The sequence below is a fragment of the Labilithrix luteola genome (assembly GCF_001263205.1).
Lineage (GTDB): Bacteria > Myxococcota_A > Polyangia > Polyangiales > Polyangiaceae > Labilithrix > Labilithrix luteola.
In genome coordinates, this window is record NZ_CP012333.1 from 10,732,877 (window position 1) to 10,753,985 (window position 21,109).

At 66.6% G+C, this 21,109-nt stretch carries 15 protein-coding genes; 6 read left to right on the plus strand and 9 right to left on the minus strand.

Annotated elements, in window-relative coordinates:
- Positions 1-153 precede the first annotated feature (153 nt).
- Complete coding sequence (locus tag AKJ09_RS46300; RefSeq protein ID WP_205633977.1) at positions 154-2,085, minus strand: glycosyltransferase family protein; 1,932 nt, start codon at positions 2,083-2,085, stop codon at positions 154-156.
- A gap of 104 nt (positions 2,086-2,189) precedes the next feature.
- On the opposite strand from AKJ09_RS46300, the gene AKJ09_RS46305 reads away from it, so the two are divergent.
- Positions 2,190-4,013 carry an ArnT family glycosyltransferase gene (locus AKJ09_RS46305; RefSeq protein ID WP_146654262.1) on the plus strand — a complete coding sequence of 608 codons (1,824 nt, stop codon included), beginning with the start codon at positions 2,190-2,192 and terminating at the stop codon, positions 4,011-4,013.
- 9 nt (positions 4,014-4,022) lie between these two features.
- On the opposite strand, the gene AKJ09_RS46310 is transcribed toward AKJ09_RS46305, so the two are convergent.
- Together AKJ09_RS46310 and AKJ09_RS46315 are read right to left on the minus strand one after the other, a co-directional pair.
- Positions 4,023-5,312 (minus strand): DUF362 domain-containing protein, encoded by a 1,290-nt coding sequence (locus AKJ09_RS46310; RefSeq protein ID WP_146654263.1) that lies wholly within the window; start codon positions 5,310-5,312, stop codon positions 4,023-4,025.
- 75 nt (positions 5,313-5,387) lie between these two features.
- A complete protein-coding gene (locus AKJ09_RS46315) occupies positions 5,388-6,218 on the minus strand; it encodes a hypothetical protein (protein ID WP_146654264.1) in 831 nt (276 codons plus the stop codon).
- Positions 6,219-6,526: 308 nt separating this feature from the next.
- On the opposite strand from AKJ09_RS46315, the gene AKJ09_RS46320 reads away from it, so the two are divergent.
- From AKJ09_RS46320 to AKJ09_RS46335, 4 genes are all read left to right on the plus strand, one after another.
- Positions 6,527-9,739 carry a PD-(D/E)XK nuclease family protein gene (locus AKJ09_RS46320; protein ID WP_240488857.1) on the plus strand — a complete coding sequence of 1,071 codons (3,213 nt, stop codon included), beginning with the start codon at positions 6,527-6,529 and terminating at the stop codon, positions 9,737-9,739.
- A complete protein-coding gene (locus tag AKJ09_RS46325; RefSeq protein WP_146654266.1) occupies positions 9,736-13,221 on the plus strand; it encodes a UvrD-helicase domain-containing protein in 3,486 nt (1,161 codons plus the stop codon). Before AKJ09_RS46320 ends, AKJ09_RS46325 begins: the two co-directional genes overlap by 4 nt.
- 69 nt (positions 13,222-13,290) lie before the next feature.
- Positions 13,291-15,486: a M3 family metallopeptidase gene (locus tag AKJ09_RS46330; RefSeq protein WP_146654267.1), complete on the plus strand. Its 2,196-nt coding sequence runs from the start codon at positions 13,291-13,293 to the stop codon at positions 15,484-15,486.
- Between the two features lie 43 nt (positions 15,487-15,529).
- Complete coding sequence (locus AKJ09_RS46335) at positions 15,530-15,751, plus strand: hypothetical protein (protein ID WP_146654268.1); 222 nt, start codon at positions 15,530-15,532, stop codon at positions 15,749-15,751.
- Here AKJ09_RS46335 and AKJ09_RS46340 read toward each other — a convergent pair.
- From AKJ09_RS46340 to AKJ09_RS46360, 6 genes are all read right to left on the minus strand, one after another.
- Positions 15,735-16,424, minus strand: a complete 690-nt coding sequence (locus tag AKJ09_RS46340; RefSeq protein WP_146654269.1) for a S8/S53 family peptidase — start codon at positions 16,422-16,424, stop codon at positions 15,735-15,737. The two genes, AKJ09_RS46335 and AKJ09_RS46340, sit on opposite strands and share 17 nt — an antisense overlap.
- A 4-nt stretch (positions 16,425-16,428) precedes the next feature.
- Entirely contained in the window at positions 16,429-16,803 is a 375-nt protein-coding gene (locus tag AKJ09_RS46345) for a hypothetical protein (RefSeq protein ID WP_146654270.1), read from the minus strand.
- A 347-nt stretch (positions 16,804-17,150) separates the two neighbouring features.
- A complete protein-coding gene (locus tag AKJ09_RS53835) occupies positions 17,151-17,411 on the minus strand; it encodes a tryptophan 7-halogenase (RefSeq protein WP_169928468.1) in 261 nt (86 codons plus the stop codon).
- A gap of 80 nt (positions 17,412-17,491) precedes the next feature.
- Entirely contained in the window at positions 17,492-17,632 is a 141-nt protein-coding gene (locus tag AKJ09_RS53840) for a hypothetical protein (RefSeq protein ID WP_169928469.1), read from the minus strand.
- 47 nt (positions 17,633-17,679) lie between these two features.
- A complete protein-coding gene (locus AKJ09_RS46355; RefSeq protein ID WP_146654272.1) occupies positions 17,680-17,973 on the minus strand; it encodes a hypothetical protein in 294 nt (97 codons plus the stop codon).
- A 309-nt stretch (positions 17,974-18,282) separates the two neighbouring features.
- Positions 18,283-19,695, minus strand: a complete 1,413-nt coding sequence (locus AKJ09_RS46360) for an MFS transporter (RefSeq protein ID WP_146654273.1) — start codon at positions 19,693-19,695, stop codon at positions 18,283-18,285.
- A gap of 325 nt (positions 19,696-20,020) precedes the next feature.
- On the opposite strand from AKJ09_RS46360, the gene AKJ09_RS46365 reads away from it, so the two are divergent.
- Positions 20,021-21,103 (plus strand): dipeptide epimerase, encoded by a 1,083-nt coding sequence (locus AKJ09_RS46365; protein ID WP_146654274.1) that lies wholly within the window; start codon positions 20,021-20,023, stop codon positions 21,101-21,103.
- Positions 21,104-21,109: the final 6 nt, after the last annotated feature.

Sequence of the window (21,109 nt, forward strand, 5' to 3'; positions counted from 1 at the left end):
CCTTCTCTCGGCGGGCTCCCCTCGCTGGGCCGGCGTGCTCGGTCGGAATGCTGGGGTCGGCAGGGCGGCGTGACGACGAGGTTCGCTCGGCGCGTGTGTTCCAGGCCTGGCTGAGGCTGAAAAGCAGCGAGAACTTGGGTTGCGGTACGCTCGCTAGCGCGGTTGGCGGCGGGGAATGAAGAGCGCGCGGCCCTCGGCTGGGAGGCGCGTCTCTGCCGACGGCGCGCCGAAGCGGCTCGTGAACTGCTCCGCGCAGCCCTCCGGCAAGAGATCCGGATAGAGGCTCACCCCCGCGAAGTCGTGCGAACGGTAGAAGGTCTCGAACGTCTGCCAGTCCTGCTCGTCGAAGCAGCGCGTCTGGCGGCGTGCCGTGCGAATCTCGGGATTGTCTGGCGCGAACAGCTTCGCGAAGCCGAGATCGTAGAACGGCTTCGCTTGGGCCTCGGTCATGCGTGAGAGCAGGAGACCGACGACGTCCTTCTTGTGGAAGCGACGATAGGCGTACGTGGTCGACGTGAGCGCGTAGTACGGGCAGAGATCCTGGGTGGCGACGCCGTTGCCGCCCGAGATGCAGAACGGCCAGTCGAGCACGGCTTCACCCGGCTCCTCACGAACCGCCGTCATGTAGGCCCAGAACGAAGCGTCGGGCCTGAAAACGTCGTAGCGGAAGGCTGCGTAGGCGGTCACCGTCTCGACGGCGGCGAAGAGGCCGATGGCGGTCGCCCAGGCGCGGACGCGAGCGACCGCGAAGTCCACGTGCGCGCCGAGCGCGACGAGCGCGAACCAGATCGGAAAAAAGAGCGTTGCACGACCGGCGACCCGGTTGAACTGGAACCAAGGAAAGAGGCGAAGCGTCGGCAGCGCACGCGGGTGGTAGAGAAAGCAGAGGACGAACGCGGCAAGGATGGGCGCGTAGACCACGAGCTCGCGACGGCGTTTGGCGCCTCGGAGACCGACGATGGCGAGCGCGAGCAGCGCCCAGCCTGTCGAGAACTCGCCGATGCCCTCGGCGTCGCCGAAGATCGCGACCATCGCCTTCGACTGCGGGCCGATGAACGGAAGATAAGGAAAGAGCAGCCGGAACTGGCTCGCCCAGAAGCTTCCACCGGGGCCCGAGAACGTGAACTTCCGCGTGGCGAGGAAGATCTGCGCCACGATGGGCAAGTAGAGCCACAACGCCACGACCAGCAGCGAGGCAAACAGGATGGTCGTCGCGGGGTGCTCGCGAAGCTCGCGCAGCGGCGCGCGCGGGAGCACCGCCGCGACGAGGTTCTCGCCGCGGCGACGCGCGCGAATCACGAGAACGATGGCCGCGATCGAGGTGACCGCGAACGAGAGGAGCGCGTACCCCACCACGTAGCCGATATCGAGCCCCAGCAGCAGCGGCAGCAGCACGATGCGCGCCAGCACGAGCCTCGCACTCCAGCGCTGCCGGCGCACGAGACGTCGGAAAAGCACGAAGTCGACGACGATCGAAAGCAGCGCCCAGTGCAGCGGCGTCACGTTCATGTGATGCGGGAACTTGTAGACCGCATAGAAATTCATGAACGTGCCCACGAACGCCACGAGCACCGCACGCGACGCGCCCTCTTCACGACGGAGCAGGAAATAGGTACCGAGCGACGAGATGGCAACGCTCGCAACCTGATAGAGCTGCAGCCACGGCCCCTCGCCGAACCGTCCGTGGAGGAGCGTGTAGACGAGGTCTCGCTCGACCCCCCAGGGCAGGAAGACGACGAGCGTGCCGAAGGGATAGAGCATCGCCCTCGTCGACTCGAGCTGGAGGCGCGGCAAGACGCCGAGCGTCAGGTGCTCCTCCATCATGTAACCGAGGTGCTCGAGCGCGTTCGTGTCGTCGACGTTGACGAGCGGCCCCGAGAAATCGCGGACGACGACCAACGCGAATGCCAGCGTCGCCAAGAGAAGGGCGCCGATGCAGAACGCGTCGGCGCGGAGCGTGCTCAGTGCGCGCGAGGCGCCCGCTCGGTCCGGGCGAGTCCCTTCCTCGAAAAGCTCGTGACGGCCGGCGTAGACCCCACTGGAAGGTAGAGGTTCGTCTGCCATCCTCGTTTCGGGGGCACCCACGCGCCACCTCTAAAACGCAAGCCCCCTCGCATCAACCTCCGGATCGGCCCCGCTTTCGATTCTCGGGTTCCCACGCGAGCGATCCGGGCTAAATAGGCCGCCGGATGCCCGAAGGAGCGACCAAGCCGCCGCTTTGGGTGCGCGCGGCCGTCTGGACGGCTTCGCGCACGGCGGCACTGCCCGTTGGCATCAAGGCCGCGCTGTTCGTCGCGCTCTTGCTGCACGGGTGCGGGCTTTGGTGGGGAATGCCCGCGTCCGACGCGTGGGACAACGACGGGGTCGCGCCGCGCGACTTCCTCCCCGGCCTCGCCCAAACCTTCACGCCGGGCGAGTTCTATACCTACCCGCCACTTCACCTGGCGTTCCTCGCCGTCCTGACCCTCCCCGTCACGATCGTCGCGGTGCTGCGAGCACCGACATTGACCGTCGCTGGGGTGCTCCACGAGATCATCGAGCCGCCGTACATGACGACGATGGCCATGACCGCGAGGGTCGTGAGCCTGGTGATGTCGCTCGGCATCGTCGTCGCGCTCGCGAAGATCGCCGAGGAGATCGCCCCGCGAGGGAAGGAGCGCAGCGCGGCGGTTTTCACCGCGTGGTTCGCGGCGCTCGGAGCGCCGTTCACGTTTTACTCCCACACGTCGAACCTCGACGTCCCCTCCCTCTTCTGGGCGTCGTTCGCCGCCCTCTCCCTGACGCGCGCGATCGTGCGCCGAGAGCCACGCAGGCTACGGACCTTCGCGCTGCTCGCCGCGTGCGGCGTGGCGACGAAAGATCAGGCTTACGCGGTCTTCCTCTACGGAGCGCCTGCCGCGCTGGCGCTGTGGTTCGTCCTCGACGACTGGGCGCGCAAAAGCGCCAAGACGATCGCGCGCGAAGCGGGCCTCGCCGCCGCCATCGGTGCCGGCTTCCTCGCGCTCGTCGACGGCGCCATTTTCAACCCGACGGGATTCCGCGCGCGTGTGCGCTTCCTCTCGGGCTCGGCGAGCCAGGACTTCGCGCAGTACGCGAAGACCGCTGCCGGCCGATGGCTCGCGTTCCTCGACACCGCGCGCTACTTCGAGCGGCACTACCCGGCGTTTCTGGCCGGCTTCATCGCACTCGGCCTCGTCGTGCTCCTCGTCCAGGTCGCCCGGCGAAACAAACGAGACCTTCTCATCGCTCCGGAGGCGCGAGGCCTCGTCGGCGCGCTAATTCCGCTGCTCCTCGTGTTGAGCTTCACGCTGGGTTTCAACCTGGTCGCGCGGCGCGTCGAGGAGCGTTTCACGCTGCCGCAGATGCTCTTCGCCTCGATCTACGGCGGATACGGCGTCGCGGTGCTCTGGACGAGCGACTGGCTCGCCAAGGTCAAACCGCTCGCGTGGTTGGTCCGCGCAGGTCTCGTCGCAGCGCTCTCCACCGCGCTCTATCGCTGCATGACCATCGACGCCACGCTGCTCGCCGAGCCGCGCTACCAGACGGAGGCCTTCCTCGCCTCGCACGTACAACCTGGTGACGTGGTCGAGGTGCACGGGCTCAACACCTATCTCCCGCGTTTTCCACCGCAGGCCAAGGTCGTGCGCGTCGACCATCGGCCGGTCGACCGACGTGGTCCCCTGCCCGGCGTCGAGGAAGTCCGTCAGCCCCTCACCGACATCGCCAAGCGGAACCCACGATGGGTCGTCGCGAGTGATTGCTACGTGTGGCGCTACCTCGAGCGCCCCGACATCGGCTTTCTCTCGAGCGGTGGACGCATGCTCCCGCCGACGCAAGCCCTCGAGGCCGCAGACCAAGACGCAACGATCTTCTTCCGTCAGCTGTACGGCGGCCAGAACGGCTATCACGTGGCCGACGACGCCTACGTTCACGAAGGGCTCTTCCCGCGCGTGTTCCTGCACGCGAGCTTGTCCTGCCGAACGGTCACGTTCGAGCGGAACGCGCCCCCCTGAGACGACACCTCAGTACGGAGCCGACGAAGTCGCTTCCTTGCGTCGCGCCCGGGCCTTGAGCTCCGGCGACTCGGTCACGGCCATGCCGATGAGGCGCATGCCTTCGGCAAAGTGTTTGGCGCCGACGTCGACGAGCTGCCGGTTCGGTGCCCCCACGTCGGGGAAGCCTTGCGCGTTCGAAGGGACCTTGCCCCAGTTCGCGAAGAGACGTCCCCACGGGCTCTCGAGAACCGGTGCCATCTTCTCCTTCGCGAAGCGCGGGTACCAGAACATGTCGTGGTAGGCGACGCTCGCCACGTAGGCCCATGGCGCGAGCCATGTCTTGAGCGACCACTCGACGGGCTTCTTCAGCGGCCCCCAGTAGATGCGATGCTGGTTCTTCGAGGCGAAGGTCATCTTCTTGAAGGGCCCGTCGAAGTGCCAGTTCTCGCGCGCGGCATCTTCGTCACCGACGATTTCGATGTCGCGCACGTCGCCGCAACCGAGCCCGAGCTCGTGGGCGAGTCGGATGAACTTGCAATCACGCATCGGATCCATGCCCATCAGCTTCGCGGCGACGGCATCGATCGCCACTTGATCGCTCGACGCGAGGATGACGTCCTTCACGTGGGGGATCATGCAGCGCGGGCCCGGACCATCGCCCGCGAACGTACCGTCCATCACGGCGAAGACGCCGCGGAAGATCTTCTTCTGGATCATCAGGAGGTCCACGAGCGTTTCGTGGATGACCGGGTGGGTCCAGTGGCGGTGCTCGTTCAAGAGGCCGCCGAAGGCGTTTTTCATCGCGCCGGTCGTCGTCGTGAAGATGTGCGTCTTGACCGTCGGCAAGTGGATGATGTTCTCGCCGATGAAGCGCTTCGGAATCGAGAAGCCCTTCGGGAAGACATCGTTGAGGCAGAGAAACTTCTTCGTCAGATCACCGACGGCATCGCGGACGTCGATCCACTCTTCGCCTTCGTAGAGGTGCACGTTGCGAATGCAGTGCGCCTCTACGACGTCGATTTGCTTGTTCTCGCGCTCGCCGAGGTGCGCATCGATCACCACCGTGCGGTTGTGGCACGCGTGGATGAGATCCTTCCTGTAGCCGTCCTTCTCCATGGCGCGGATGACGCCATCGAGCTGCCAGGGAACGGTCGACGATCCCGGATAGAAGAAGTGCCAGGAGATGTTGACCTTGAGGCCGGTGTCGGCCGACTTGTCGACCACCTCCTGGTACCGCGCCAGGTTCATCAGGCGGTGGTAGTCCTCGCGGACGGTGGCCGGCTTCGTTCGGAGAATAGCGACGCGCGACTTGGCCATGGGGCCACTACTCTAGTGCAGAGTCCCCGAGCGCGCGGGTCCCGTCACGCGTACACGAGCGTCGCAGCGACCGCCTTACTCAGGCAGAAGCTTGTTCTCGAGAATGCGTGCGTCGCTCAGACACTCTTGGCCGAAGATCACCGGATCGGGTGCGGTGAACGACTTGGCCACGAAGTTCACGGTCGCTTCGGCGCCTTCGAAGGCCACGTTCATGATGCACGCTTTGTTCGTGCAGTGCGCGCCGTTCGCCGCGTCGTGGTGCTCGCTGTTGAGCGGCACACCGTTGTTCACGAAGCCGACGACGTGTCCGATCTGGTGGAGCAGCGCGGACTGCTCGACGAGCGGTGCGATGGCCGAGTTGGGATTGGCGGTGATGGCCGGCTTGAAGATGGCAATGACGCCCTTGTCGGCGATGGCGGTGCTCGTCACGTCGGGCAAAACGGTGCCCGCGTCGTCTTTGAATTTCCCGTCGAGGAACACCACGTAGAAGCTCGCCGTAGCGGCGGTCGACGCTCCCTGACGATGCGTCTTCGCAATCGCGAGCACGTCGCTCTTCGTGAACTCTCCGGCCGTCACGTCGTCGAGCTTTTCCATGCCCTCGAGCGTGTTCGGGAACGAGATGTCCTTCTTGCCATCGAACAGCGCGTTCGTGTTCGTGCGGAACAGGTTCCACACGTCCTTGTACTGGCCGCCCGTCCCGACGTAGGGCGCAGCCCCGGCCGCGTAGTCGACTTCGATGTCGACGTTGGTGACGTTCGGTCCGAAGAGCGTCTGTGCGTCGACCTTCGCCGCGCGGGTGCCGGAGGAGCCCGACGAACCGTCGCTCGAACTCGAGCACGACAGCGAGGCAAGAGCGCTTGCGAGCGCAATACCGAGCGAGATTCCCCCAAAACGAAGCAAGCGCATCGGCGCGCATCCTGGTCCGAGAGTGGTTCCGAGGCAAGGGCACTCACCTCGAAATCGCCACACGAAAGCGGCCCCGAACGCCCGTCGCGAGGTGCTGGCGGACGGCAGCCACCCCCGAGGACGGAAGGTTTCGGGGCGAGCTCTTGGCCGTTCTTTTCTCGGATCCGTTGCGTCCGGGTAGCGGGCTTCGGGCAGCGCGTGTATGCCCTCTCTCTCGTATGCGGATTCTTCTCTGCCCGAGCGCCGAAGGACGCCTCTCGCGAGCCTCCGAGTGGCTCGGATCTCGGACCGAACGGCACGTGACGATCGTGGGGGCATCCACCGATGCCGCCGCGGAGATCGCTCGTCGCGCCCTCCTCGCAAGTCCGGAGCGCGCCTCGTTCGGCTGGCAGCGGACCACCCTCGGCGTTCTCGCGGTCACCCTCGCCCGCCCCGAGCTCGCCGCCCGAGGCCTCGTTCCGGTCTCCGGCCTCGCGCTCGAGGCGGCGTGTGCGCGCGTCGTCCACGAGAACCGAGAGAACCTCGGACGGTTCGGCCCCATCGGTGATCGGCCGGGATTGCCGCGCGCCCTCGCGCGCACTGTCAACGAGCTTCGTCTGGCCGGTACGCCCGAGCTCGACGACGCCGATCTGACGCGCCTTTTGCAGGCCTACGAATCGGAGCTCGCGACCGCCGGACTCGCCGATCGCGCTCGAACCTTCGCCATCGCCACCGAGCGCGTCGCGGCCCTTTCGGCGGACGACATCGGGCCCGTCCTCTTCGTCGACGTCCCGCTGCGAACGCGCGCCGAGCGCGATTTCGTCAGCGCCCTCGCTGCGCGGGCACCGGCGGTCCTCGCGACGATTGCCACGGGCGACCATCGAACCCTCGATCTCACCAAGGCCGCGCTCGGACCGAAGGTCGAGATCGACATCGCGAAACCCCACGGCGCAGGAGAAGAGACGTCGGCGCTCACGCGCTTGCACGCGAGTCTCTTCGGCGAGCACACGCACGCGCCTCTTTCGATCGACGACGGCGACGAGGTCACCGTTCTTTCGGCCCCCGGTGAGAGCCGCGAGGCGGTCGAGATCGCGCGCCTCACGCTGCGTGAAGCCTCCAAGGGCACCGCACTCGACAAGATCGCCATCCTGCTCCGTGCTCCGCAGTACGGCGCGCACCTCGAAGAAGCCTTCCGACGCGCCAACGTCCCCGTGTTCTTCGCGCGAGGAACGCGAAAGCCGGATCCTTCGGGGCGCGCGCTGCTCGCCCTCCTGGCGTGCGCCGCGGAAGGTCTCTCGGCACGTCGCTTCGCCGAGTACCTCTCGCTCGGCCAGGTTCCCGACGAAGACGAGACCGGCGCTCCGCCCGCGGCGATTCCGGCAGCCGACCGCGTGACGCGCCCCGACGAAGAAGCGATGGGCGCGCTCCTCGGTGAGTCGGCCGCAAGCCTCGACGAACAAGAGGAGGAGGCTCCGCCGTCGTCCGTGCCTCCGGTCGCCGAAGAAGACCGCGCGGCGGCGTTCGGAACGCTTCGCGCCCCTCGCCACTGGGAACGCCTTCTCGTCGACGCCGCGGTCATCGGCGGCAAGGAGCGCTGGGAGCGGCGCCTCGAGGGTCTCCACGAGAAGCTCGCGATGGACCTTCGCGCCTACGAAGGCAAAGGCGAAGACACACTGGCCGAAGGCGTACGTCGCGACATGGGCGCGCTCGGCACGCTCCGTCGCTTCGCCGTGCCGCTCGTCGGAGACCTCGCCGCGCTTCCCGGCGGTCCCGCCTCCAAGCACCGAGCGGCCACCTGGGGCGACTGGCTCGACGCGCTCGAGGGCCTCGCCACGCGCGCTATCCGCCGTCCGGATCGCGTGCTCTCCGTCCTCGCGGAGCTCCGGCCCATGGCGCGCGTCGGCCCCGTCGACATCACCGAGGTGCGCCTGGTCCTCGAAGGGCGCCTCTCGCAGCTGGTCGTTCCTCACACCGGCCGGCGCTATGGCAAGGTCTACATCGCCACGATCGAAGAGGCGCGTGGCCTCGCCTTCGACGTCGTGTTCGTCCCGGGCCTCGCCGAAAAGATCTTTCCGCAGAAGGTCGTCGAAGATCCGCTCCTCCTCGACGACGCGCGCCGCCGCGTCGGCGCCGATCTCCCCACGAACGACGAGCGCACCGAAGAGGAACGTCTCGCGCTCCGTCTCGCCGTCGGGGCCGCGTCGAGGCGCATCGTGCTTTCGTACCCGCGCGTCGACGTCGAACAAGCACGTCCACGCACGCCGTCGTTCTACGGGCTCGAAATTCTCCGCGTCGCCGAAGGCGAGCTTCGTGGCTTCGAGCACCTCGCCGAGACCGCCGCCAAGCGCGTCGAGGCGCGCATCGGCTGGCCGGCTCCGGCACGCGCGCAAGACGCCATCGACGAAGCCGAGCACGATCTTGCGCTCCTCGAGGCCATCCTCAAGAAGCCGGAAGATCAGGGCGTGGGCGAAGCCCACTACCTACTCAACGCGAACGAGCATCTCGCCCGCGCGCTTCGCTTCCGTGGACGGCGCTGGCTCAAGGCGTGGAAGGCCTGCGACGGTCTCGTCGAACCGCCCGAAGAGGCACTCGCCGCGATTCGCGAGCACGCGCTCACGGCGAGGTCCTATTCGCCCACCGCGCTGCAGAACTACGCGGCCTGTCCGTACCGCTTCTTCCTTTCGGCCGTCCACAAGCTGGCCCCTCGCGAAGAGCTCGTGCCCATCGAAGACCTCGATCCGCTCACGCGCGGCTCGCTCGTCCACGAGGTGCAGTTCACGCTGCTCACGAAGCTCCACGCCGAAGGCCTTTTGCCGGTCGGCAAAGCGCGGCTCGAACGCGCTCGCGAGATGCTCGACGGCGTGCTCGACGAGGCCGCCGAGGAGGCGCGTGACCGCCTGAGCCCGGCGATCGACCGCGTCTTCTACGACGCCATCGAAGGTATCCGCGCCGATCTCCGCGAATGGCTGCGGCGCATGGCCGACGAGCCCGATTGGACCCCCTCCTTCTTCGAGCTCTCGTTCGGATTGAAAGATCGCCGCGACCAGGACTCGCACAGCACCGACGATCCGGCCGTGCTCGACGTCGGCATTCGTCTGCGCGGCTCGATCGACCTCGTCGAAAAGCACGACTCGGGCAAGCTGCGCGCGACCGACCACAAGACCGGCAAGGTCCGTGCGAAGGGCGGAGAGACGGTGATCGGCAAGGGCGAGGTCCTCCAGCCGGTTCTCTATGCACTCACGATCGAGAAGCTCTTTCCGAAGGCGAAGATCGACGGCGGGCGCCTTTACTACTGCACGAGTGCGGGCGATTTCACGAAGGTCGACATTCCGCTCTCGGACGAAGCGCGCTCGGCCGCGAAGCTCGTGGCCGCCACCGTCGGCGACGCGATCAGCGGCGGCTTCCTTCCGGCGGCGCCCGCGAAAGACGCGTGCCGTTACTGCGACTTCCGCCCCGTCTGCGGGCCGTACGAAGAGATCCGAACACGACGCAAAGCGCGCGACCGCTTGAAGCCCCTTATCGAGCTCCGGAAGCACCGATGACCCGCCTCGTCGACCAAGAAGCCCGCGATCGCATCGCCCACGATCTCGCCTCGACGCTCATCGTCGAAGCGGCCGCCGGCACCGGCAAGACCACGGCGCTCGTCGAGCGCGTCCTCTCGCTGCTCCGAACCGGAACCGCGACGCTGCGCACGCTCGTGGCCGTGACCTTCACCGAGAAGGCCGCTGGCGAGATGAAGCTTCGTCTCCGCACGGAGATCGAGAAGGCCAGGCGCGCTGCCGGCAGCGAGGGCGAGCGTGCCCACCTCAACCGCGCGCTCGCCGAGCTCGAGGCCGCCCACATCGGGACGATCCACGGCTTCTGCGCCGACATGCTGCGCGAGCGTCCCGTCGAAGCGAAGGTCGACCCGCTCTTCGAAGTGGCGTCCGAGAGCGAGTCGGAGCGCCTCTACGACGAGGCCTTCACGCGATGGTTCCAGGACACGCTCAAGGAGCCGGGTGAAGGCGTTGGCCGCGTCCTTCGGCGCGCAACGCGCGAGCGCGACCAAGACGGGCCGCGACGCGCGCTGCAGAAGGCGGGCTTCGGGCTCATCGGCCAGCGTGACTTCCCCACCCCGTATGCGCGCCCCGACTTCGATCGCGCCGCGGCCATCGATCCGCTCCTCGACAAGCTCCGGAACCTCGCCGCGTACGCGCCGAAAGGCTTTGCCGACAGCTGGCTCACGAAGAGCCTCCTCGAGATCTCGCGCGTCGTCTCCGAGATCGACCGGCGCGAAGGAGCTCGTGATTACGACGCCATCGAAGCGCTCTTGCGCACGCTCGCACGCCACAAGTGCTGGGGCTGGAAGGGCTCCGGTCAGTGGTTCAATCGCGCCGAAGGCATCCTGCGCCAGCACGTCATCGACGAGCGCGCCGCCGCGAAAGACGAGCTGGCGCGCGTTCTCGACGCGGCCGACGCCGACCTCGCGGCGCTCCTCTTCCGCGAGCTATGGGGCGAGGAAGGCGAAGGCAAGAGCCCGGCGGAGCGCGGCGTCGTCCGCGCCTACGAAGACCTGAAAGCACGCGCGGGAAAGCTCGACTTCCTCGACCTGCTCGCACTCACGCGCGATCTACTCGTGCAGAATGCAACCGTCCGCAAGGAGCTCCAGAAGCGCTTCACGCACCTCCTCGTCGACGAATTCCAGGACACCGACCCGCTGCAGGCGGAGATCTTGCTCCTCCTCGCCGCCGACGATCCGTCCGTGGGCGACGCCGATGCCGCGCGCGTCGTCCCCGGCAAACTCTTCCTCGTCGGTGATCCGAAGCAGTCGATCTACCGCTTCCGCCGCGCAGACGTTTCGCTCTACGAGAGCATCAAGGAGCGCCTGCAGGGTCAGGGCGCCACCGTGGTGCATCTGCGAACGAGCTTCCGGAGCGCACCGTCCATCCAGGAGTTCGTCAACGCGGCGTTCACGCCGCTCATGAAGACCAACGAGGCGCGGTCTCAGGCAGCGTACGTACCGCTCGCGCCCCATCGCCCCGATCCCACCGGACGGCCCACCGTCATCGCGCTGCCCGTGCCGAGGCCGTATTCGGAGTTCGGTCGCGTCACGAGCTGGAAGATCGAAGAGTCCCTGCCCGACGCCGTCGGCGCGTACATCGATTGGCTCGTCAACGTCAGCGGCTGGACCGTGACCGAGCGCGGCTCCGATGTGCCCGTGAAGCTCGAAGCACGCCACGTTTGCCTGCTTTTCAAGCGGCTCCAGAGCTTCGGCAACGACGTCACGCGTCCGTACGTTCGCTCGCTCGAAGTTCGGCGCATTCCCCACGTCCTCGTCGGCGGCAAGAGCTTCCACGAGCGCGAAGAGGTCATCGCCGTTCGCAGCGCGCTCGGCGCCGTCGAATGGCCCGACGACACGATGAGCGTCTACGCCGCGCTCCACGGCCCCTTCTTCGCCCTCGGCGACGACGCGCTGCTCGCCTTCAAGCACACGCAGAAGCACCTCCATCCGCTGCGCAAGCGCGACGAGACGAAGCTCACCGAGCTCACGCGCCCCGTCGCACAAGCGCTCGACGTGCTCGCTCAGCTCCACGTGGGACGCAATCGCCGCCCCATCGCCGACACCATCGCGCGCTTCCTCGAAGCCACACGCGCGCACGCCGGCATCGCCATCTGGCCGGCGGGCGAACAGGCGCTCGGCAACATCCTCCGCGTCCTCGACATGGCGCGCCGCTTCGAGCAGGGCTACGCCACGTCGTTCCGCGCGTTCGTCGGTCGCCTCGACGAAGACGCCGAGCGCGGCGGAGCGAACGAAGCGCCGGTCGTCGAAGAAGGCACCGACGGCGTGCGCGTGATGACCGTCCATCGCGCGAAGGGCCTCGAGTTCCCCGTGGTCATCCTCGTCGACCCCACGGCCAATGCGACCTTCCGGGAACCTTCGCGTTACGTCGACGCCAAGCGAAAGCTCTTCGCGGTCCCGCTCTGCGGCGCGGCTCCGAAGGAGCTCCTCGAACGACGCGAAGAGCTCCTCCAGCAAGATCGTGAGGAGGCCGTGCGCCTCCTCTACGTCGCAACCACGCGCGCCCGCGAGCTGCTCGTCCTGCCCATCGTCGGTGACGAACGCGACGACTCTCCCGACGGCTGGCTCGAGCCGCTCAGCCACGTGCTCTACCCCAGCGAACGCGATCGGCGCGCGTCGCGACCCGCCCCCGGGTGCCCCACGTTCGGCGAAGACACCATCCTCGAACGGCCGGAGACTGCCTCGCGCGGACCGGGGAGCTCGGTTCGACCGGGCTTGCACCGGCCCGCGCTCGGCAACCACGAGGTGGTCTTCTGGGATCCGCGTGCTCTCCGGCTCGATCGCGAAGACGAAGTCGGGCTTCGCCAGCAGAAGATCCTCGCAGTCGACGACAAGGGTACGGCGGCGCGCGACGGCATCGAACAACATGCGGCGTGGCTCGAATCGCGGCGCACGGCGGTGGAACGTGCGTCGGTTCCGAGCGTGGTCGTCCACACCGTCACCGAGGCGAAAGACGCGCCGGAAACGAAGGCCGCCGAGGTCGTGTTCGAGGCCACCAGCGCCACACGTGGCGCACGCCCCCACGGCAAACGCTTCGGTGTGCTCGTCCACGCCATCCTCGCCACCATCGCGCTCGACGACGACGCTGCGCGCATCGCCGATACTGCGAGAATCCAAGGACGGATCGTCGGGGCGTCGGAAGACGAAGTGGCGGGCGCCCGTGATGCCGTGGCCGCTGCGCTCGCGCATCCACTTCTCGTGCGTGCGCGCAACGCCGAGCGCCTCGAACGCGAGACGCCAGTGATGGTTCGCGAGGACGACGGTTCGCTCGTCGAAGGCGTGGTCGACCTCGCCTTCCTCGAGAAAGACGACCGCGGCAACCTCGTGTGGACCGTCGTCGATTTCAAGACGGACGTCGAGCTCGCGGCGCGCAAAGACGCCTACGTGAAGCAGGTCGCTACGTACGTCGATGCGATTGCCCGCGCGACGGGACAGCCCGCAAAAGGTGCGCTGCTCTCGGTCTGATTCGAAGATCGCTCGAGAAGCGCGCTGGCGCTTGGCACACGCGCTTCGTTGGCGCATTCTTCGCGCCCCATGCAAGGCCGACTGTCGCGAAGCGCGCTCTTCTTCTGTCTGTCCAGCTTGTCCGTTCTCTCGGTTTCGTGCGCCGGACAGGCACCCGCACCTTCGGCGCCGCCGGTCACCACGGCTCAGCCTGCGTCGTCGAGCTCGGCCACCAAGGGAAGCGCAGCTGTCGCGCTCGCTCCTCTCGACGTCGATCCCGTCGTCGTCGGACTCGGCCGCTCGAATGCCGGTCCGGGAACCGAGGCGGACGCAGGGCTCGCACGCGACGGCATCGTTCGCCTCTGCGACGAGAGCCTCGCGCGCGCAACGTCGCTGCTCGACGAGATCCGCGCGCTCGACGGAAAGCCCGACAGCGAGCTCACGTGGGCGTCGACCGTCGGAAAGCTCGACCACGCGAAGATCGCCCTGCGCAACGCGGGTGACTTCCCGTCGCTCATGGCCGTCTCCCACCCGGACGAGACCGTGCGCGATCGCGCCAAGACGTGCGAGCCGCGTATCGACAAGCTCGAGACGAGTCTCTGGCTCGATCCCAAGCTCGCGAGCGTCATCAAGCGGTACGCAGCGCGTAACGAGAAGCTCTCGGGCCCGCAGAAGCGCCTCATGGATCGGGTCGTTCGCGACTTCCGGCGCAACGGCCTCGACCTCGATCCGAAGGGCCAGGCACGCCTTCGCGAGTTGAACGAACAGCTCACGCAGCTCGGTCAGGATTTCGACTCGAACCTCGCCGCATCGCACCTCACCATCGACGCCACGCCCGCCGAGCTCGAGGGTCTGCCGAAGGAGTGGCTCGCCGCGCACACGCCGAAGGCCAACGGCAAAATCGAGATCACCACCGACTATCCGGATTACTTCCCGGTCGTCACGTACGCGAAGAACCGCAAGGTCGCCCTCGAGCTCTACAAGCAATTCGACAATCGCGGCGCCGACAAGAACGTGGCGCTGATCGAGAAGATCCTCGTTCTTCGAAACGAGAAGGCCAAGCTCCTCGGCTATTCGACGTGGGCCGACTACGTGACCGAGCCGCGCATGGCCAAGAGCGCGCAGAACGTCGCGACGTTCCTCGAGGGCCTGCGCAAGCACCTCGCGAAGAAGGGCGACCAGGAAATCGCCGAGTTCCGCGCGATGCACGTGAAGCTCGGCGGAAAGCCGAACGACGTCTTGCCGCCCTCCGATCGTCTGTATTTGGAGGACCAGGTTCGAAAGGCGAAATACGGTCTCGATTCGAAGGAAGTCAGCCAGTACTTCGAAGTCCGCAACGTCAAAGAGGGGCTCCTCGCCATCACCTCGAAGATGTTCGGCTTGAAGTACCGCCCCGCGCCGAACCTTCCCACCTGGCATCCGGACGTCGAGCCCATGGAGGTGACCGACACGAACGGCAAGGTGCTCGGCCGCTTCTATTTCGACCTCTATCCGCGTGAAGGCAAATACAAGCACGCCGCGGTCTTCAGCATTCGCGACACGATGAAGATGGATGACGGCTCGCGCCTCATGCCCATCGCCGCCATCGAGTGCAACTTCCCGAAGCCGGGCGGCGCAGGCCCCGCGCTCATGACTCACCAGGACGCGGTGACCTTCTTCCACGAGTTCGGTCACATCCTGCACCACGTGCTCAGCAACGCGGAGCTCTCGACCTTCGCGGGAACGAGCGTCGCGCGCGACTTCGTCGAATCGCCCTCGCAGATGCTCGAAGAGTGGGCATGGGCCAAGGAGACGCTCGATCTCTTCGCGGTCCACTACGAGACCAAGAAGCCGATGCCGGCCAAGCTGCATGCGGCCATGCTCCGCTCGCGTGGCTTCGGTCGCGCCCTCGCCACCCAGCGCCAGCTCTTCCTCGCGGCGCTCGACCAGGCCTATCACACGCGCCCGTTGGTCGACGGCCACAGCGTCGACACCACCAAGGTGCTCGCCGAGATCAACGACTCGTACACGCCGTTCAAGTACGTCGAAGGCACGCACTTCCAGGCAACCTTCGGCCACCTCATCGGTTACGACGCCGGCTACTACGGCTACCAGTGGGCGCTCTCGATCGCGCAAGATCTCTTCACCCGCTTCAAGAAGGAAGGGATGCTGAACCCCAAGGTCGCCGCCGACTACCGCGCGAAGATCCTCGAGCCCGGCGCCTCCGACGACGAGGCCAAGCTCGTCGAGAACTTCCTCGGTCGCCCGGGGACCGACGCGGCGTACAAGGCCTTCCTGCTCGAGTAGTCGAACGCGCGCGACGAGCTACACTTCCGAAGAACGCTCGGTCATGACACTCGATGAAGCACTCGCTCGCGCCTCGGAAGAGAACGGCCTCGCGGAGTACTACCGTGACATCGTGAGGCCGCTCATCCGTGACAACTCGCACAACTCGCATAATTCGGACGGCGAAGGCCGCTGGCCTCGCTGCTGCGGTGGAGGTTGCGAGCCCTGCGCCGAACAGCTCATCCGCGTGGCGAAGCGGACACTCGAGCTCATGAAGAGCGAATAGCACTCTCGAGCGCAGCAACGTCGGGGACGCCGAGGCCCGTTGCCGGATTCCAACCTTTCTCGGCACGGAATCCAGGGACGGCGAACCACCGGCGTCGTGCGGAGCCGTCGAGACCAGGGAGCACCATGTCCGTCGAGCCTTCCTCGATGCCACGGAAGACGTGCGGCTCGTCGATCGCCAGTCGATAGAGATGGGGATTCACGGAACCAAGGCGGGGGCACGTTCGCTCGCGTCGCGCCTCGTTCAGACGAGCGACGATGCCCGCCCAGATCGGCGCGGCAACGCTGGTCCCGCCCGCGTCATCACGCCAGAGCCCTTCGAAGAGCGTCGCGAACGACGACGGGCGGCCTTCGTCGTCCGGTCCCCACGCCATCAGCGAGACGTCCGGCTGCGCGCGCCCGCGAGGAATCGCGGCCGGGCGGCCTTTGCCGCGTGAATAGTTGTTGCCATAGAAGTAGCGAGCCAGCGTGAGGAACGCTCCATACTCGCCTCGGCGAGATAATCGGCATAGGCTCGCCAGAGCGCAGCCTGCGGCAAGTCTGGCCGCTTCCGTGCCGTCAGCCACGTATACGCAGCTCGATGCCCCCGTCTGAAGGGCGAGCGTCACGCCCGTCGAAAGAATCGGGTCGACGAACATCGCAGCATCGCCGGCGGCGGCCCAGCCATCCCCCACGGGTTCACGTGCCCACGACGACGCAATCTTTGCACGCAGCAACGGGCTGGCCTTTGGGAAGGATGTCGTCGCGCAGCTCCGCCTCTTCGACGAACCCCGCAACCTCCGGGCAAGAGCGCAGCATCGCCCAGAAGAACGATTCGAGGTCGACGTCTTTCAGGCGATCTTTGAAATGACGCGTATTGGTGACGGCGCCGACCGTCATGAGGTCGCGACCGAGAGGGAAATACCAAATCCAGCCCTTTTCGACGGCGGCGATGAACACCGTGGACCGATCCTCCGTACCGCTGTACGTGACCTTCCACTTCGCGCCCTTAAGATATCCGTGCACGGCGAAGTTGTTGAGCGTCTCGTCGTGCTCGCGCTGTCCGCGCGTCATGAGGGCGTTCAAACCACTCGCATCGAGCAGAAAGGCGGCGCGAATTCGACCGGATTCAGCGACATCGTTCTCCCACGAGATCGCGCGTACCGACGTCCGGAACGACCTGCAGAGCCGTGGCGCGCGTTCCCTCACGCACCTCGACGCCGAGTTTCTTGGCATTGTCGAGGAGCATCTCGTCGAAGACCGAACGCTCGACGTTGAATGCCGAGTACGGCGTGTTCTGCTTTTGGCCGGGACCAAGCAGACGCTCGAAATCCTGCCCCGTGACCTCGATGAGGTCCGAGCCGCCCCCATTGCGCGTGGTTTGCTGGAGCGTCAGATAGTCGGCATTCTACGGAGCGCGATCACGGCCCCACACGAAGGTCACGCCCATCTTCTTGACGACTCGACGCCAGGAGCTCCTCGTAGACGCCCAGATCCTTGAACACGCCGTTCGCCGCCGGAATCGTGGATTCACCGATGTGCCAGCGAGGAAATCGCTCCTTTTCCAGGAGGACGATACGCGCTTCGGGAGCGTACTTCTTGGCAATGGCCGCAAACGCACTTCCGGCGGGGCCGCCGCCGAGCACCACGCAATCGGCAGTTTCGAGCGTCTTGGTCGTCATGGTCGAACTCCTCTGGTGAAATGATTCCCACGGCCTTACCGAACGTGATTCGGCAAGACCGGGGGATTCGATGTCGGCTCTCAGAAACCGAAATTGAGGTCGGTGAGGGGCGCGCGCTCGAGCTCGACGACCTCGAGGGTCTCTTCCGCGTTCTCCTGGACGTCGAAGCCCTCGCGGGTCTCGAGCTCGACCGACTCCTGCTTGATTTCGTGCTTGTTCATGGTGTTCTCCTTTTCTTGTCGTGGGTTGTTGGTGATTCCGAATCGAGTCATGCGAGCGAGGCGGCAATCGCCGTGTCGTCGACATGGCCCGACGAGGGAGTTTCGAAACAAAGGCGCGACGTCTCGTACGCCGCTATGGCGACCGCCTGGCGTTCCTCCGCCGAGCATCGTGCGAGGACGCGAACGGTGCCTGCGACGTGGTCTTCGTCGCTGCCGATCGCGCTATGGACGCGCAGACAACGCCTGGCTCGGACGCCCGGCGGCAGTACCGTCTCGACGCGTTCGACGTCGTGCGCGTCGACCGTCGTCGCGAGTCGTTCGAGCGCATAGGCATAGCCCACGCAGCCGATTGGATCTTGGCACGGGCACGCTTCTCGAAGGCCGCCACGAGACGCATCGCGATCGGCGGCTGGAGCGCCTCGAGGGTTCGCTCCGGTGCGTGCCCCAGCGCCGCGAGATCGCGCAGCGCGAGGAGATCGTGATTGTGCTCTTCACGGGCCCGCTCGAGCGCCCAGTTCGCGAGCACCGAGCGATTCTGGCGAGCGCGCGCGGCCACGGATTTACGGGCCTTTTGGACTCCTCTCAGGCCGCGAACCTCGCCGTTTGGCGTGCGCGCACGTGCTCGATGCGTGCGCGCACGTGCGCACGAGTCACTTCGAGGGATGCGGAAGGCGGCGCGCCTGCCAGATCCCGAGGAACGGCGCGAGCGCGAAGACTCCGAAGAGCCACGACGACGCATGCTGGGCGCCGGCGAGACCGCCGGTGGACATTCCGCCCGCGTTCGTCACGAGGCCGCCGATGGCCGTACCGAGGGCCATCGCATAGAGCTGCACGGTCGTGACCGAAGCTGCCGTGAGCGAGTTTTCGTTCTCGGGTGCGGAGGTGAACACGCGCGTCAGCAAGTGCGGCCACGCCATTCCGATGCCGAATCCCGTCCCAACGAGAGCAATCCCGAAGACGGTCATGCCGAGCGGCGATTCGAGCTGGGTGGTGCGCGGCATCGTCACGGCAAGTGTGGCCAGCGACGCACTCACGAGGACAGGACCGATACGAATCAGCCTGGTCGTCGCCGCGCCGACGCGGCCCGAGAACAGAAGCGAAGCAATCGTCCACCCGCCGGCCATGAGCACCGTGAGATAGCCCGCCCGGAGCGGCGAGCAACCGTGGATCTCCTGCAGGAAGTAAGGGACGAAGATCTCCGTGGTGAGGCCCACCACGAGCAGGCTCATGGTGGCGTAGAGCCGACCGAGCATCGTCCGGAGTGAGTAGGCCCCCGTCGGCAACAGACGCACGGCCGCTCGCTTGTCCACGCGCGCCAGCACGACGCCCATCAGAATGCCCACCACCACGCCCGCGATTTTTCCGATCCCCGGCGTCTCGGAGAGGCTCGAGACCGAGACGGCGAGCACCGATGCGGCGAGGAGGAGAACCTGCACGAGCGCCGTCCTGGTCGTCTCTTCACCATCGGCGCCGCGACGAGGCAGCTGCGTCGCCACCACACCGCCCAGCACGACGACGAACGGCAAGAGGGACCAGAACGCGAGTCGCCACGTTCCGAGCTCGGCGAACACGCCTCCGATCGCCGGACCGCAGAGGGTCGCCAGTCCCCACATCGCCGAGATCATGGCCATCGCCCGTGGCCACATGCGCTCTTCGAACAGGTGCCGAATGAGCCCGTAGCTGAGCGCGAACAGGAAACCTCCGCCAAGTCCCTGGACGGCGCGGCCCGCGAGCATCCACGGCATGGTCGGCGCCGTCGCACAGAGCAGCGTTCCGAGCGCAAAGATCGCCAGCGCCGACAGGTAGGCCGAGCGCGCGCCGAACGATGCCATGAGCCGCGACGAGAGCGCCGAGCCCACGATCGAGCTAACCACGAAGAGCGTGGTATTCGCCGCGTAGTACTGGAGGCCACCGATCTCGAGCACGACCGACGGCATGATGGTCGCGGCGATGTAGACGTTCGTGGCGTGCAGCGCGACGCCGCCCACGACGGCCAGGCAGCGGAGCGCGTTGCGTCCCCAGAGAAACTCCCCCCACGTGGAGCCCAAGGTCGATTGATTCATCGCTGCGGACAATAGGCTCGACGGGCGTTCGGCCGGTGACGAGCGGTCGATAGATTGGCAGACGGACAATGCCTTGGAACTCGCTAAATGGGCGAGCACGATTCTCGGTCGAGAATCGTACTCTTGCCCATTTAGTCTAACCCAGGTGGGCCTCCGGCCCCTCAGCTCGTCCCGCGCTGAGCCTCCCCGGTTTCGCCTGCGGCGACGTCATGCTTTGCATGAGCGAGAGTTGCGGTTCTCGCGTGATTCTCTGTTCGAGAATCACGCTCGGCCATTTGCACGAGATCTTGGCTTGGCGAGGGCACCGCCGTAACCTCGGCCGCGAATGGCCTCCTCGCCTGGCACGACCATCGTCGATCTGCGCTTCCGTCCGCTCGACATCGCGATGGCCAAGGCCTTCGGTATCGCCGGTGGAGCGCAAGAGCTCGCACGGAACGTCCTCGTCGAGGTCACGCTCTCGTCGGGCGTACGCGGCTATGGCGAAGCGGCGCCGCTGCCGCCCTTCAATGGAGAGACGCAAGAAGGCGCGCTCGCGGCGCTCGAGCACGCCAAGGCTCGTATCCTTGGACAGGACGCTGCCGCGTGGCGCGCGCTCTCCGAACGCATCCGCGACGCCGCGAATTCGAGCGCGTCCGCTGCGTGCGCACTCGAGACCGCCGTGCTCGATGCGCTCGTGCGCGCGCTAGGGACGTCGCTTCGCGTCTTCTTCGGTGGCGCCGAAGAGAAGCTCGTCACCGACGTTACCATCACCACGGGGACGGTGGAGGAAGCGGCCCACGAGGCGCGGCGTTTCTCGGCCTTCGAGACGTTGAAGATCAAAGTCGGAGCAAGCGATGTCGACCACGACGAGGTACGCGTTCGCACCGTGCATCACGCTCGGCCCGACGCCCGCCTTCTCCTCGACGCGAACGGCGGGTTCTCGGTCGACGAAGCGATTCGACTCGCCCAGAGACTCGCGCGGGCGGGCGTTTCGATTGCGCTCTTCGAGCAGCCCGTTGCCCCCGGGAGTTGGGATGCGCTCGCCGAAGTGCGACGCGAAACGGGGCTCTTCGTCGCCGCGGACGAGTCCGTCACGAGCCCGCACGACGTTCCCCTCGCCGTCGCCGCGAAGGCGATCGACGCCGTGAACATCAAGCTGATGAAATCCGGCCCCGCGCAGGCACTCGACATCGCCGCCGCCGCACGAGCCTGCGGCCTTCGCCCGATGATCGGCGGCATGGTCGAAGCCAGGCTCGCAATGGGAACGTCAGCCTGCCTCGCCGCGGGCCTGGGCGGCTTCGCGTTCATCGACCTCGATACGCCGCTCTTCCTCGCCGACGATCCTTTCGACGGCGGCTACCGCTACGAAGGCGCCGTCCTCGATCTGAGCCCCATCACGCTCGGTCACGGCTGCGTGCCGCGCGCCTAGCCCGGC

Excerpts from the sequence above, each read along its gene's own strand:
- AKJ09_RS46305 (WP_146654262.1), top strand. The coding sequence starts at position 2,190 with ATGCCCGAAGGAGCGACCAAGCCGCCGCTTTGGGTGCGCGCGGCCGTC.
- AKJ09_RS53840 (WP_169928469.1), bottom strand. The coding sequence starts at position 17,632 with ATGAACAAGCACGAAATCAAGCAGGAGTCGGTCGAGCTCGAGACCCGC.
- AKJ09_RS46315 (WP_146654264.1), bottom strand. The coding sequence starts at position 6,218 with ATGCGCTTGCTTCGTTTTGGGGGAATCTCGCTCGGTATTGCGCTCGCA.
- AKJ09_RS46310 (WP_146654263.1), bottom strand. The coding sequence starts at position 5,312 with ATGGCCAAGTCGCGCGTCGCTATTCTCCGAACGAAGCCGGCCACCGTC.
- AKJ09_RS46335 (WP_146654268.1), top strand. The coding sequence starts at position 15,530 with ATGACACTCGATGAAGCACTCGCTCGCGCCTCGGAAGAGAACGGCCTC.
- AKJ09_RS46345 (WP_146654270.1), bottom strand. The coding sequence starts at position 16,803 with ATGACGCGCGGACAGCGCGAGCACGACGAGACGCTCAACAACTTCGCC.
- AKJ09_RS46330 (WP_146654267.1), top strand. The coding sequence starts at position 13,291 with ATGCAAGGCCGACTGTCGCGAAGCGCGCTCTTCTTCTGTCTGTCCAGC.
- AKJ09_RS46325 (WP_146654266.1), top strand. The coding sequence starts at position 9,736 with ATGACCCGCCTCGTCGACCAAGAAGCCCGCGATCGCATCGCCCACGAT.
- AKJ09_RS46365 (WP_146654274.1), top strand. The coding sequence starts at position 20,021 with ATGGCCTCCTCGCCTGGCACGACCATCGTCGATCTGCGCTTCCGTCCG.
- AKJ09_RS46360 (WP_146654273.1), bottom strand. The coding sequence starts at position 19,695 with ATGAATCAATCGACCTTGGGCTCCACGTGGGGGGAGTTTCTCTGGGGA.
- AKJ09_RS53835 (WP_169928468.1), bottom strand. The coding sequence starts at position 17,411 with ATGACGACCAAGACGCTCGAAACTGCCGATTGCGTGGTGCTCGGCGGC.